This is a genomic window from Roseateles sp. GW821-FHT09H11 (assembly GCF_059415845.1).
In genome coordinates this window covers 1,472,829-1,487,116 of record NZ_JBWKOA010000001.1, presented here as the reverse complement: position 1 = coordinate 1,487,116, position 14,288 = coordinate 1,472,829, and the positions used below count along the sequence as shown (strand labels likewise).

Annotated in this window: 9 protein-coding genes; 6 read left to right on the top strand and 3 right to left on the bottom strand. The window is 68.2% G+C overall.

Translation table 11 applies throughout. The features are described from left to right. Positions 1 to 71: 71 nt before the first annotated feature. The gene (locus AC07PR_RS06170; RefSeq protein ID WP_495134724.1) at positions 72 to 1,946 is read left to right on the top strand and encodes a tetratricopeptide repeat protein; all 1,875 of its coding nucleotides are present in this window, start codon (positions 72 to 74) and stop codon (positions 1,944 to 1,946) included. A 49-nt stretch (positions 1,947 to 1,995) separates the two neighbouring features. On the opposite strand, the gene AC07PR_RS06165 is transcribed toward AC07PR_RS06170, so the two are convergent. Beyond that, positions 1,996 to 2,628, bottom strand: coding sequence for an NAD-dependent epimerase/dehydratase family protein (locus AC07PR_RS06165; RefSeq protein WP_495134723.1), 633 nt, complete (start codon positions 2,626 to 2,628; stop codon positions 1,996 to 1,998). 291 nt (positions 2,629 to 2,919) lie between these two features. Between AC07PR_RS06165 and AC07PR_RS06160 the strand changes: the two genes are divergently transcribed. Next, positions 2,920 to 3,354 carry a VOC family protein gene (locus AC07PR_RS06160; protein WP_495134722.1) on the top strand — a complete coding sequence of 145 codons (435 nt, stop codon included), beginning with the start codon at positions 2,920 to 2,922 and terminating at the stop codon, positions 3,352 to 3,354. A 2-nt stretch (positions 3,355 to 3,356) separates the two neighbouring features. On the opposite strand, the gene AC07PR_RS06155 is transcribed toward AC07PR_RS06160, so the two are convergent. Beyond that, a complete protein-coding gene (locus AC07PR_RS06155; RefSeq protein WP_495134721.1) occupies positions 3,357 to 4,325 on the bottom strand; it encodes an AraC family transcriptional regulator in 969 nt (322 codons plus the stop codon). Between the two features lie 109 nt (positions 4,326 to 4,434). Between AC07PR_RS06155 and AC07PR_RS06150 the strand changes: the two genes are divergently transcribed. Next, a complete protein-coding gene (locus AC07PR_RS06150) occupies positions 4,435 to 5,295 on the top strand; it encodes an SDR family oxidoreductase (RefSeq protein WP_495134720.1) in 861 nt (286 codons plus the stop codon). A 322-nt stretch (positions 5,296 to 5,617) separates the two neighbouring features. Next, on the top strand, positions 5,618 to 7,360 hold the full coding sequence (locus tag AC07PR_RS06145; RefSeq protein WP_495134719.1) for an aspartyl protease family protein: 1,743 nt from the start codon (positions 5,618 to 5,620) through the stop codon (positions 7,358 to 7,360). Positions 7,361 to 7,465: 105 nt separating this feature from the next. Here AC07PR_RS06145 and fusA read toward each other — a convergent pair whose 3' ends face one another. After that, on the bottom strand, positions 7,466 to 9,568 hold the full coding sequence (gene fusA, locus AC07PR_RS06140) for an elongation factor G (protein WP_495134718.1): 2,103 nt from the start codon (positions 9,566 to 9,568) through the stop codon (positions 7,466 to 7,468). A 277-nt stretch (positions 9,569 to 9,845) separates the two neighbouring features. Here fusA and AC07PR_RS06135 point away from each other — a divergent pair, with 277 nt between their 5' ends. Together AC07PR_RS06135 and purL are read left to right on the top strand one after the other, a co-directional pair. Next, positions 9,846 to 10,142, top strand: a complete 297-nt coding sequence (locus tag AC07PR_RS06135) for a hypothetical protein (protein ID WP_377155819.1) — start codon at positions 9,846 to 9,848, stop codon at positions 10,140 to 10,142. A 111-nt stretch (positions 10,143 to 10,253) separates the two neighbouring features. Then, the gene (purL, locus tag AC07PR_RS06130; protein WP_495134717.1) at positions 10,254 to 14,279 is read left to right on the top strand and encodes a phosphoribosylformylglycinamidine synthase; all 4,026 of its coding nucleotides are present in this window, start codon (positions 10,254 to 10,256) and stop codon (positions 14,277 to 14,279) included. The last annotated feature ends 9 nt before the right edge of the window (positions 14,280 to 14,288 follow it).

Below are 14,288 nucleotides of genomic sequence, written 5' to 3'. Positions count from 1 at the left end.
AGCTTGGACTGGCTCGGCGATCGCCGACATAGGGATTGCCCCGCGCGTCAGGCCGGCGAATCCTCTCAGGCATGAGTCCGAAGCCGGTCCAGCGCGCCTCCACCCCTGCCATCGCCACGCCCGCGATGCTGGTCGTCGACGCTGACGAGGCGGCCTGCTGGGCCTTGCTCGACAGTGGAGACTGGGCCGCCGCGAACGCACGGTTCGCGGCTGTGTTGGCCCGGGAGCCGGACAGCCTGGGTGCCGCCCAGGGACTCGTGGCGACCCTGCGCAAGCAGCGGGATTTCGATGCGGCGGCGCGCGTGCTCGATGCCGCGCTGCGGCGCCACCCCGATGCCCTCGGCCTGCTCGCGGAGCGCGTCTGGTGTGCCCTCGACCAGAAACGGGATGCGGAGGCCTCGACACGACTGGACGAGATCATCGCCACGGGCCGTGCAGACGAAGGGCACTACTTGTGGAAGGTCGAACTCCTGCGGCGTGAGCGCCGGTTCGAGGAGGCCGAAGCGATGATCTCGCTGGCCCGCGCTCGTCTGCCCGGTGCTACGCGATTGAATACCGAGTCTGCGTGGCTCAGTTTCCATCGACGCGACCATGAGGAAGCCTTGCGTCGCTTCGAGGAGGTGCTCAAGAGCCGTCCGGATGATGCGTCCGCTTGGCAGGGGCGCATTGCCAGCCTGCGCAAGCTGGAGCGTTTTGCCGAGGCGCGGGAAGTCGTGGCCCAAGGCATGACGAGTTGTCCCGATGCCGTGGGCCTGCTGGTGGAGAAGGGTTGGACCGCCTTTGACGAGGGGTGGTTGGAGACCGCGGAGCGGGCGTTCGCCACGGCCGTGCGGCGCGCGCCCGCGGACCCTCGGCTCAAGGTATGCCTGGCGGCGGCGCTGGTGTGCCAGCGGACGGAGGATGATCATGTCCAGGCCGAAGCCTTGTGCCGCGAGGCCCTGAAGCAGGAGTCCGATCTGGCCGACGCCTTCGGTTGTCTCGGGCAGATTGCTTTCCAGCGCGGACGGTGGAGCGAAGCCGAGCGCCAGTTCCGGCGTGCGGCGGAGCTGGATCCCGTGTCCGGGCGCTGCGCGGATCTTGGAACGGTGCTGGCACGCATGGGGCGGACCGTAGACGCGCAGAGGTACTTCCGCCGCGCGATCGAGATCGACCCCGACGACGTCTTTGCACACCTGCAACTCGGAAGCCTCCTGCTGACGCAGGACAAGGCGAAGCTGGCCATCGCGGAGTTCAATCAGGCGTTGGCCTTGGCGCCTCGCAATCCGGACGCCCACCGCGCGATGGCCGTCGGACTGATCGAGCTGGGCCGGTTGGACGAGGCCGAACTCATCCTGAGGCGTGGCCTGCGTGATGTGGATGTGGCAAAGAGCGGCACCTTGCATCTCACCTTGGCACAGTTGCTGGCGCGCCAGGGCGAGAACGCCTCGGACAACAAGCTGATCGAAGAGGCGCTGAAGGAAGTTGGCCTGGCGCTGACACGTCAGCCGAGAAGCTGCGCCGCGCTGTTCCAGCGCGGTCTGATCCGAGCGAAGCTGGGTGACCTGCGCGGTGCGTTGCAGAGCTTTCAACAGGTCCTCGCGTTGGACCGACATCACTTGCAGGCCGAGCTCAATCGACAACAGGTCGCGGCACTGCTGCGCCAGGAACGAAAACTGACTGGCGCCAGCCGCGTCGCGAGCGTGTTCCTGTGCGTGGTACTGCTGGCGCACCTGGGTGCGTTGTGGTGGCTGTTCATTGCCAGTGATCGTGTGAGTGCGACTGTCTTCGCGGCGCTGCTGCCACTCCTGTTGGGGTTGCTGGTGGTCGCGTGCTTGCTGCCCTGGCTCAGCCGGCTCAAGCTCACCGGGCTGGAGGCCGAACTGAGCGTGCCCAAGGCCAAGGACACCTTGGCGAGTGGTCCCAAGGGCGCGCTCCGATTCGGCGACGAGACGCCGAAGTCGCTCTGAGCTGCATCCGGTCGGACCGATGCGTCTTGGGCGTGCAAGCGACAGGCAATCAGTTCATCTCGTCCGACGAGATCCATCGGAGTCCAGGTCTTGCCTCCATGACGGCCTTGAGCAACGCCGCCGCGATGCTGCTCGCCGGATTGATGCGGAACCTCTTCGGCAGTACTGGCGTCAGGAGCCGGATCAGTGTCATGGCCGCGCCTTCGGCACGCCTGGTTTCCTGGCGCTCTCCTCCGATAAGGCTGGGTCTGAAGATCGTCAGCGATCGGAATCCGATGGCCTGGATGTCCCGTTCCACTTCGCCCTTGGTCCTCGTATAGAAGAACCGGGAGTCCGCTGACGCGCCGACCGCGCTCACGAGGGCGAAGGTCTCGACGCCCGCGGCGTGCGCGGCCTTTCCGAACGCGACGGGAAGTTCGTGGTCGACGTGTCGGAACGCTTCTTTCGAGCCAGCCTTGGCCTGGGTCGTGCCCAACGCGCAGATCGCCGCTTGAGGCCTGAACGACGCCAGCTCCGGAAGCAGCTCCTCCAGACGTGAGACAACCGGGTTCACCAGCTTCGCGGCGGGCGCCAACGGCTTGCGCGTTGGCGCAATGACTTCCGAGAACGCGTCATTGGAAAGCGCGAGCTCCAGCGCCTTGCTTCCCACCAGACCTGTGGCACCGAGCAGCAGCAGTCTCATCGTCGAATCTCCTCGCATGCGTAGCCGCAATGGTGGGGTGTCATGCGGAGTGTTCCTTCTGCCACCGCTCGACCTCTGGCCGATGGCGCTGAATGTACGCCCGCAGCCCTTCGAAGCAGCGGTGCGTCCGCCAATCAAACATCCACACGACGGGCGGTTCCAGCAGCCATCGCAGGCAGCGCGGCCCGACCTCGAAGGTGCACGCGTAGATCAGCCACGAACGATCCGGGCGGAGGTCGCAGCCTACGGGGGGCTCAAAATGAGCGACATCGTTGAAGTGGAGCCAAGGACATGTCAATCAAGCGAATGGACAACGTCCTGATCGTTGTCGACGATCTCGAGGCCGTGAAGGCGTTTTTCATCGAACTGGGCCTCGAGCTCGAGGGCCAGACCGACGTGCAAGGTCCCAATGTCGGGCGCCTCATCGGGCTCGGCGACGTGCGGGCCACGCTCGCGATGCTGCGGACGCCCGATGGACAGGGCATCGAACTGGACAAGTTCCACACGCCGGACGCCGTCAGGTTCGGGCCCGTCGACACGCCGGTGAACGCGCTGGGTCTTCGTCGCATCATGTTCGCCGTGGAGGACATCGATGCCGTCGTGGAACGGATGCTCGCGCATGGCGCGGCACTCATCGGCCGGATGGAGTACGGGACTGCGTACCGGCTCGTGTATCTCCGTGGGCCCGAGGGCATCATCGTCGGGCTGGCCGAACAGCTCGGCTGAATTCACCCCGCCGACAAGCGCCACGGATCCTGTCGCTCCGCCGCATCCTGCTGGCGGAACGCCTTGGGTGAGAGTCCGACCGTCCGCTTGAACACCTTCGAGAACCCGAACGCGTCGCGGTAGCCGACCGCCGCGGCGACCGCCTCCAGGCTATGCCGCGTCTGCGCGAGCAACTGCATCGCGCGCTGCATGCGCACCACGCGCAGGTGATTCAACGGCGTGTCGCCCATCGCTTCGCGGAAGCGCTCCGCCAGCGCCGTGCGCGACAGGCCGGCCCGCTTCGCCAGCTCGTCGAGCGTCCACGGATGTGCCGGGTCGCCATGCATCAGTGCCACCGCGCGACCCACCATCGGGTCGTGCACCGCCAGGCTCCAGCCGACGCTCGTCGCCGCGCGCTTCGCGATCAGCTGGCGCAGCGCGTAGGTGAACAGCAGGTCCAGCAGGCCATGCGTGATGATCTCCGCGCCGGGCTCGGCCTCGCGCAGTTCCTCGACCAGCAGTCCGCCCGCCAGCGCGAGAGGCCCCAGCCGCGGCATGTCGGCCGCACGCAGCACCGCCCAGGCCGGCAGCTCCGCGAAGAACGGATGCACCGGTGCATGCCAGAACTGGTACGCGCCGCTGAGCACGGCGGCATCGATGCCCGTTGGCGTCCCGAACGCGCCGATCGCGCCGGACGTCGACGACCGCTGCATGTCGATGTCGTCGACGCGCTGCCCCTTCAGCGACGGGCGCAGGCTCAGCACGTGCGGATGACCGCGCGCCATCACGGCGATGTCGCCGCCGCTCAACTGCAGCGGCTCCTCCAGCTCCGGCGCATGGAGCATCACGCTGCCGCGCAGCACGACGTGCAATCCGATGCTGCGGTCGCAGGGGAAGCGCAGCGCGCAGTCGTCGGACAGCTCGCTGAGGTCGAGCAAGCGCCGCGACAGGCCCGTGTCGCGCAAAACAGCGCTCAACAGATCGATGCTCATGAATGGAAATTCCGGAACGCGGAGACATGAATTATGGATCTTTGTCCATTCCGAGTCCGGGATGCCGTCCCTAGCATGAATGCCTCTTCACCGATCCGGAGTCCTGATCATGATTGTTGTCACCGGCGCCACTGGCCAATTGGGCCGCCTTGTCATCGACCGCCTGCTGAGCCTGGGCGTTGCATCCGCCGGCATCGTCGCCGCGGTACGCACCCCATCGAAGGCTGCGGACCTGGCCGCGCGGGGCGTCGTCGTCCGCGAGGCCGACTACACGCGGCCCGACACGCTGACCGCCGCCTTCGTCGGCGCGGAACGCGTGCTGCTGATCTCCTCGAACGAGATTGGCGAGCGCATTCCGCAACATCGCGCCGTCATCGACGCGGCCAAGGCCGCTCGCGTGAGCCAGCTCGTCTACACCAGCGTGCTGCACGCCGACCGCTCGCCGCTGGGCCTGGCCGGGGAACACCGCGAGACGGAGGCGCTGACCAAAGCCGCCGGCCTCACGCACGTGCTGCTGCGCAACGGCTGGTATGTCGAGAACTACCTCGCTGCGCTGCCGATGGCGCTGAAGCACGGCGCCTTCCTCGGCTCGGCGGGTGAGGGGAGCATCTCGTGGGCAACTCGCGCCGATTACGCAGATGCCGCCGCTGCCGTGCTGACGCGACCCATCGACGGCAATGCAGTCTTCGAGCTGGCGGGCGACCGCGGGCACACGCTGTCGGAACTGGCCGCGGAGGTTGCCCGCCAGAGCGGCCAGCCCGTGCAGTACAAGGACCTGCCTCGCGCGGACTACGAGCGCGTGCTGCTGGATGCAGGTCTGCCGGCGCCGTTGGCTGAACTGCTTGCCGATTCGGACGAGCAAGCCGCCAAGGGCGCGTTGCATGACGACGGCGGCGCGTTGGCGCGGTTGATCGGCCGACCGACGACGACGCTGGATGTCGCCGTGCGTGAGGCTCTCGCCGCGGCCTGATGCGACCAATGAGAACGGGCGTCCATCAGGGCGTTCGTTTTGGAACTCATGGCGTGTAAGCCATGGCTTGCAAAAATGGTCGAAATGGCTGTTTTTGTCAGCCATGGCTTGCAGTCGTGTTCTTCGTAAGAACGATTCCGATCGCAAGACTGCCCTGCGGTAGAGTGCCGCACCCCGCCGGCCACAGAGTCGCCGGGCCAACAGAGGTTGGTGCCGAACAACACGGCGCGCGATGAGGGAGTTCGACTTGCAAAGAAGAAATGAAGCGGCAGCGCGGGAACTCCCGCGCCCGTTGTCCGTGGCCGCACGTCTGCGATCGACGATGGGGTCAGTCCTTGCGGCGCTGACCGTGATGTCCGCGCCCGCCTGGGCCACCGACTGCAAGATGCAGCCGACCACACTCCCGGTGCTCGTCGTGCAGAACCGCGTCGTGGCCGTCCTGAAGATCAACGGCCTGGACGTGCCGATGATGGTGGGCAGCAGCGCTCAGTATTCCGTGCTGTCGCCCAAGATCGCCGCGGCGCTGAAGCTGCCCTTGACCATGATGCCGTTCGGGCAGCACCTCTCGGGCAACGGCGAAAACCTTGAGTCGCACACGACGGTCGTGGACCGGCTCACGCTCGGCGGCCTGGCGCTGAGGAACGTGAACTTCGTCGTGACCGACGTCAGGCCCGGCCTCGAACTTCAGGGCGTCATCGGCCGCGACATCCTCGCCGCCGGCGACACGGAATACGACCTGGCCCGCGGCGTCGTGCGGCTCGTCTTCCCCCTGGGCGACTGCAAGAAGGTCAGCCTCGCGTACTGGGCCGGCGACGCGCCGGTCATCGAGGTGCCGATGGCTCCGCTGCGGGATGACCGCGACACCATGATCCGACTGCCGGTAAGCATCAACGACACGCCGGCCGTGGCCATGCTCTCCACGGGTTCGCAGACGTCCACGCTGTCCCGGAGCACGGCCCGCAAGGCGGGGATCCCGGAGAGCCGCCTGCAGGTCACCGAGCCCGTCGGGCGCTCGCGCCAATGGCTGACCGACGTCGACAGCTTCCAGCTCGGTGGCGAGCGCATCACCCACCAGCGGCTGGAGGTGGAAGACGCCGGACGCGACGGCGACTACGGCATGAGCCTGGGCGTCGATTACATGCTGGCCCACCGCATCTACGTCTCGTACCTGCAGCGCAAGGTCTATGCGACCTGGAACGGCGGCGACGTCTTCGCCGCTCGGGAAGGCGCCTCGGAGAACCGCTTCGATGCGCGTTTCGCGGCGCCGCCGCCGGCGCGTCAGGAGGACGTGCTGGCACTGGCGAGCCGGGCCGCGCTCGACTATGAGCTGAGGCGCTACCCGGCCGCGCTCGAAGGCATGAATCGCGCGATCGCGCTCAAACCCGACGTGGCGAGCCAGTTCCTGACTCGCGCCCGCATCCACGTGGCGTTGGGTGATGCTCAGGCCGCGCTCGACGACGCGGACGAGGCGCTCCGTCTGGATCCCCAGCTGGACGACGCCATCATGGAGCAGGCGCGCGCCCATACGCGGCTGAACCGGCGGGACGACGCGCTCGCCGCCCTGGCGCAACTGGACGCCCGCCTGTCGCGCGACGCGGATCAGCGTTTCAGGATGGCCGTGATCTACCGCGGCCTGGATCGGGTGCCCGAGGCGCATCGGCAGTGGGAGCTGTGGATGGACACCCATCGACGCGATGTCAACTACGGCAACGCCTACAACGATCGCTGCTTCATGCGCACCGTCCGCAACCTGGAGCTGGCGATCGCCGTGCAGGATTGCGAGCGCGCTGTCGCGATCGACGCGACCTCGTCCAACTTCCAGGATTCCCTGGCCTGGACGAGGCTGCTCATGGGCGACCTGCCGCGCGCCAGGGCGGCCTTCGACTCGGCGCTCCGGCTGAAGCCCGGCTTCGCCTGGGCGTTGTATGGACGCAGCCTCGTCTGGAAGCAGCAGGGCGACGCCGAGCGCGCACGCCAGGACCTCGAAGCCGCCCGCGAGAGCGATGCCAACATCGACCAGCAGGTCCGCGAATCCGGATTGCCGACCCACGACAGCGCGCGCTAGCCATCGTAGGCAAAGAAAAGCCAAGCGGCCCCCGTGGGCTGGCTTTGCCAGACCACTGGGGGCGCCCCCGGAGGGGGGCCGGCGTCAGCCGGTAGGGGGAGAGCCTTACTTCGCTCGCGACGTCATGATCGCGTCCGCCACGTTCTTCGGCGCCTCGGAGTAGTGCTTGAACTCCATCGTGTAGGTCGCGCGGCCTTGCGTCGCAGAGCGCAGCGAGGTCGAGTACCCGAACATCTCCGACAGCGGCACCTCCGCCTTGATGATCTTGCCGCCGCCGACCATGTCGTCCATGCCCTGCACCATGCCGCGGCGGCTGGACAGGTCGCCCATCACCGTGCCGGCGTAGTCCTCGGGCGTCTCGACTTCCACGGCCATCATCGGCTCCAGGATCACCGGATTCGCACGCCGGCAGGCCTCCTTGAAGCCCAGCGAGGCCGCCATCTTGAACGCGTTCTCGTTCGAGTCCACGTCGTGGTACGAGCCGAAGGTCAGCGTGACCTTCACGTCCACCACCGGATACCCGGCCAGCACGCCGTTGGGCAGGCTGTCGATGACGCCTTTCTCCACCGCCGGGATGAACTCGCGCGGCACCACGCCGCCCTTGATCGCGTCGACGAACTCGAAGCCCTTGCCCGGCTCCTGCGGCGCCAGCGAGAACACCACGTGCCCGTACTGGCCCTTGCCGCCGGACTGGCGCACGAACTTGCCTTCCACGTCCGTCACCGCCTTGCGCACCGTCTCGCGGTACGCGACCTGCGGCTTGCCGACGTTGGCCTCGACGCTGAACTCGCGCTTCATCCGGTCCACGATGATCTCCAGGTGGAGCTCACCCATGCCGGAGATGATGGTCTGGCCCGACTCCTCGTCCGTGCGCACGCGGAAGGACGGATCCTCCGCCGCGAGACGCCCGAGCGCGATGCCCATCTTCTCCTGGTCCGCCTTGGTCTTGGGCTCCACCGCCTGCGAGATCACCGGCTCCGGGAAGATCATCCGCTCCAGCGTGATGATGGCCTCGGGATCGCACAGCGTCTCGCCGGTCGTGACGTCCTTCAGGCCCACGCAGGCGGCGATGTCGCCGGCCAGGATCTCCTTGATCTCCTCGCGCTGGTTGGCGTGCATCTGCAGGATCCGCCCGATGCGCTCCTTCTTGCCGCGCGTCGGGTTGTAGACCGAATCCCCCGACTTCAGGATGCCGGAGTACACCCGCACGAAGGTCAGCTGGCCCACATACGGATCGGTCATCAGCTTGAAGGCGAGGGCGCTGAACTTGGCGCTGTCGTCGGCCGCGCGCGTCGTGTCCTGGTCGTCGTCGTCCATGCCGTGCACCGGCGGGATGTCCACCGGCGAGGGCATGAAGTCGATCACCGCGTCCAGCATCCGCTGCACGCCCTTGTTCTTGAAGGCCGTGCCGCACAGCATCGGCTGGATCTCGCCGGCGATCGTGCGCTTGCGGATCGCGCGCCGGATCTCGTCCTCGGACAGCTCGCCGGTCTCGAGGTACTTGTTCATCAGCTCCTCGTCGGCCTCGGCCGCCGCCTCGACCATCTTCTCGCGCCACTCGTCGGCCTGCGCCTTCAGCTCCGGCGGGATCTCCTGGTAATCGAAGGTCATGCCCTGCGTGGCGTCGTGCCACAGGATGGCCTTCATCTTCAGCAGGTCGATCACGCCCTTGAAATGCTCCTCCGCGCCGATCGGCAGCACCACCGGCACCGGGTTGGCCTTGAGCCGGTCCACCATCATCTGGCGCACGCGGTAGAAGTCCGCGCCCACGCGGTCCATCTTGTTCACGAAGGCCAGCCGCGGCACCTTGTACTTGTTGGCCTGGCGCCAGACCGTCTCCGACTGCGGCTGCACGCCGCCGACCGAGTCGTACACCATCACCGCGCCGTCCAGCACGCGCATGGAACGCTCCACCTCGATGGTGAAGTCCACGTGCCCCGGGGTGTCGATGATGTTGATGCGGTGCTCCGGGTACGAGCGGTCCATGCCCTTCCAGAAGCAGGTCGTGGCCGCGGAGGTGATGGTGATGCCGCGCTCCTGCTCCTGCGCCATCCAGTCCATCGTCGCGGCGCCGTCGTGCACTTCACCGATCTTGTGATTGACCCCGGTGTAGAACAGGATGCGCTCCGTCGTCGTCGTCTTGCCGGCGTCGATGTGCGCCGAGATGCCGATGTTGCGGTAGAGCTCGATGGGGGTCTTGCGGGACATGGTGGTCTCCAGTGGCGATGGACGACCCGCGCGCGCCAGCTTCGTTGGAGGCGCGCGCCGGGTCCGAGAGCCGACCAATGTAGCGACAAGCCATGACCCCCGCCATACGCCCGTTGGAAGAGCCCGGCGCACCAGGGGCTGAGCCAGGACGGGCAATGCGCTGCCACCCCCTGAATGAGGGACAGTAATTTGGGCGAATGTCGACATCCCCGGGCGATTACGTCGCGGGACGTCGATACATTCGGAAACTCAAAGAATGTTCCAGGGAGTTGGTGTGATGTTGCATGTAGTTGCCCGCGTATTGCCCGCTGTCATCGGGTTGTGCGTCCTGGCCGTCGATGCGACGGGTGCCGTGGCGGCCCCGACCAGCGTCGACGTCGGTATGACCTGCACGGTGTCGGACGGTTGGTGGTCGCTGGACCGGGAACGTCCCCTGCAGCCGGAGCCGGTGAAGGTGGTGGCCCTCAAGCCGCTGACCACCGGCACGCCCGGCGTCTGGGTGCAGCCGCAGCGCGGCAAGCTGTCCGACCATCAGTTCCATCTGGCGCTGGAGCGCCTCACGGACTGCCGCTGACGCGAGGCGGGGACGGCCGGCGGAGGGGGTAAACCCGGGCCGCGTGAGCGCGCTGGCTAGAATGGCGGGCTCACCGTCGCGGCGCGCGCGGCGCAAACCCCCTGGGACCCCATGGCCAGCACCACCTCCTCCAAGCATCTGATTCACTTCGAGGGGGGCAATGCCCTCTCGTCCTTCCGGGCCGCAGCGCTGCTGGCGCGTCTGCAGGCCGTCAGCGACCGCATCGCCGCGGTGCACGCGCGCCACGTCCACTGGGTCTGGACCGACGCCGCCATCGACGCCGAAGGCCGGGGCAAGCTGGCCGCGCTGCTCGACTACGGCGATGCCTACGAAGGCCCGTCAGGCCCCGCGGAGGGCGCGCTGATCGTCGTCGCCCCGCGCCTGGGCACGCTCAGCCCCTGGGCCTCCAAGGCCACCGACATCGCCCACAACTGCGGTCTCGCGATCCACCGCGTCGAGCGCGTCACCGAATTCCGCCTGACGCTGAAGTCGGGCCTGCTCAACCAGTTGACGGCCGGACTGACCGGCGGCGCGAAGCCGCTGACCGAGGCCGAGATCCTCGCCTGCGCCGACCTGCTGCACGACCGCATGACCGAGAGCGTGCTGCTGTCGCGCGAAGCCGGCGCGCACCTGTTCGACGACAAGCAGGCCCAGCCGCTCGCGCACGTGGACGTGTCGGGCCGCGGCCGCGCCGCGCTGGAAGAAGCCAACGGCGCCTGGGGCCTGGCGCTGTCCGACGACGAGATCGACTACCTGGTCGCCGCCTTCACGAAGCTGGGCCGCGACCCCAGCGACGTCGAGCTGATGATGTTCGCGCAGGCCAACAGCGAGCATTGCCGCCACAAGATCTTCAACGCCGAGTTCACCATCGACGGCGAGGCGCAGCCGCTGTCGCTGTTCGGCATGATCCGCAACACCGAGAAGCTGCACCCGCAGCACACGGTGATCGCCTACGCCGACAACGCCGCGGTGATGGAAGGCCACGTGATCGAGCGCTGGATGGCGACCGGCGATCGCCGCGCGCCGAAGTACGAGGCGCGCGCCGAAACGGCCCATGTGCTGATGAAGGTCGAGACGCACAACCACCCGACGGCGATCTCCCCGCACCCGGGCGCCTCCACCGGCGCCGGTGGCGAGATCCGCGACGAGGGCGCGACCGGCCGTGGCGCCAAGCCCAAAGCGGGCCTGACCGGCTTCTCGGTCTCCAACCTGCACCTGCCGGGCCTGTCCGAGCCCTGGGAACAGAACCCCGTCGGCAAGCCCGCGCACATCGCCAGCGCGCTGCAGATCATGACCGAGGGTCCGCTGGGCGGCGCCGCGTTCAACAACGAGTTCGGCCGGCCCGCGCTGGGCGGCTACTTCCGCGTCTTCGAGCAGGACGTCGACGGCATCCGCCGCGGTTATCACAAGCCGATCATGATCGCGGGCGGCCTGGGCGCGATCCGCTCGGACCTGACGAAGAAGATCGCCTTCCCCGCCGGCTCGCTGCTGATCCAGCTGGGCGGTCCCGGCATGCGCATCGGCATGGGCGGCAGCGCGGCGAGCTCGATGGCTGCCGGCACCAACACCGCCGACCTGGACTTCGACTCGGTCCAGCGCGGCAACCCCGAGATCCAGCGCCGCGCGCAGGAAGTCCTCAACCACTGCTGGGGCCTGGCCGAGCGCAACCCCATCCTGGCCGTGCATGACGTCGGCGCGGGCGGCATCTCCAACGCCTTCCCGGAACTGGTGAACGACGCCGGCCGGGGCGCGATCTTCGACCTGCGCAAGGTTCCGCTCGAGGAGAGCGGCCTGGCCCCCAAGGAGATCTGGTGCAACGAGAGCCAGGAGCGCTACGTCCTGGTGATCGCGCCGGAGAGCCTGGAGCTCTTCACCGCGATGGCCGAGCGCGAGCGCTGCCCGTTCGCCGTCGTCGGCGTGACGACCGAGCAGCGCGAGCTGGTGCTCGAGGACGGCACCGACGGTGAACGCGCCATCGACATGCCGATGGACGTGCTGCTGGGCAAGCCGCCGAAGATGCACCGCGACGTGACGCGCGTGGCCCGCTCGGGCGGCGCGCTGACGCTGGACGGCGTGGACCTGGGCGTGGCCGCGCGCACCGTGCTGCGCCACCCGACGGTGGCCAGCAAGCGCTTCCTGGTCACGATCGGCGACCGCACCGTCGGCGGCCTGAACCACCGCGACCAGATGGTCGGCCCGTGGCAGGTGCCGGTGGCCGACGTCGCCGTCACGCTGTCCGACTTCAAGGGCTTCACCGGCGAGGCGATGAGCATGGGCGAGCGCACGCCGCTGGCTGCCGTCGACGCGCCCGCGTCGGGCCGCATGGCCGTGGCCGAGGCCATCACCAACCTGCTGGCCGCGCCGATCGAGCTGTCGCGCGTGAAGCTCTCCGCCAACTGGATGGCCGCCTGCGGCGAACCCGGCGAGGACGCCGCGCTGTACGACACCGTCAAGGCCGTCGGCATGGACCTGTGCCCGGCGCTGGGCATCTCGATCCCGGTGGGCAAGGATTCGCTGTCGATGCGCACGCGCTGGAGCGACGAGGGCGCGACGAAGCAGGTGACTGCGCCGGTCTCGTTGATCATCACCGCCTTCGCCTCGCTGGCCGACGTGCGGGGCACGCTGACGCCGCAGCTGCGCGACGGCGACACGACGCTCGTCCTGGTCGACCTCGGCCAGGGCCGCATGCGCATGGGCGGTTCGATCTTGGCGCAGACGCTGAACCAGTTCGGTCCGGAAGTGCCCGACCTGGACGATCCCGCGCTGCTGAAGGCGCTGGTCGCCGCGGTCAACGAGCTGCGCGGTCAAGGCAAGCTGCTGGCGTACCACGACCGCAGCGACGGCGGCCTGTTCGCCGCGGCGCTGGAGATGGCCTTCGCCGGCCAGCGCGGCGTCAGCCTCAACGTCGACATGCTGGTCACCGAAGGCGACGGCATCAGCGACAGCCGCGCCGAGATGGGCGACTCGAAGAACTGGGCCTCGCAGGTCAGCGCCCGCCGCGAAGAACTGACGCTGAAGGCGCTGTTCAACGAGGAACTGGGCGTCGTGCTCCAGGTCGCGACCGGCGACCGCGACGCGGTGCTGCAGACGTTGCGCGCGCACGGCCTGTCGAAGATCTCGCACGTCGTCGGCAAGACCAACGACACGAAGCAGGCGGAAGTCTGGCGCGACGCGAAGAAGGTCTTCGCCGCCCCGTTGAGCGCACTGCAGCAGGAGTGGGACCAGGTCTCGTGGCGCATCGCCCGCGAGCGGGACAACCCCGCCTGCGCGGACCAGGAACACGCGCTGGCCGGCGCGCCGGGCCAGGGCCTGCACTGGTCGCCGAGCTTCGACGTGAAGGACGACGTCGCCGCTTCGCTGATCGCCAGCGGCGTCCGTCCGAAGGTCGCGATCCTGCGCGAGCAGGGCGTCAACTCGCATGTCGAGATGGCCTACGCGATGGCGCAGGCCGGCTTCGACGCCTATGACGTGCACATGAGCGACCTGCAGGCCGGCGCGGTCGACCTGAAGGACTTCAAGGGCTTCGTCGCCTGCGGCGGCTTCAGCTACGGCGACACGCTGGGCGCGGGCGAGGGCTGGGCGCGTTCCATCCTCTTCAACCCGGTGCTGAAGGCGGCCTTCGAGGCCTTCTTCGCGCGCGCCGACAGCTTCGCGCTGGGCGTGTGCAACGGCTGCCAGATGCTGGCCGCGCTGTCGCCGATGATCCCCGGCGCGCAGCACTGGCCGAAGTTCGTGCGCAACCGCAGCGAGCAGTTCGAGGCCCGCCTGGCGCAGGTCGAGATCGTCGAGTCGCCGAGCATCTTCTTCACCGGCATGGCCGGCAGCCGCCTGCCCATCGCAGTCGCGCACGGCGAGGGCTTCGCGGACTTCTCGCAGCGCGGCAACCCGGACCAGGTGCTGCGCGCGATGCGCTACGTCGACGGCCACGGCCAGCCGACCGAGCAGTACCCGCTGAACCCCAACGGCAGCCCGCAGGGCCTGACCGCGGTGACCACGGCCGACGGCCGCTTCACCGCGCTGATGCCGCATCCGGAGCGCGTGTTCCGCAACATCCAGATGAGCTGGACCGGCGGCGACGCCGGCGAGTTCAGCCCGTGGATGCGCATGTTCCGCAACGCGCGCAAGTGGGTGGGGTGAGATCGGGCG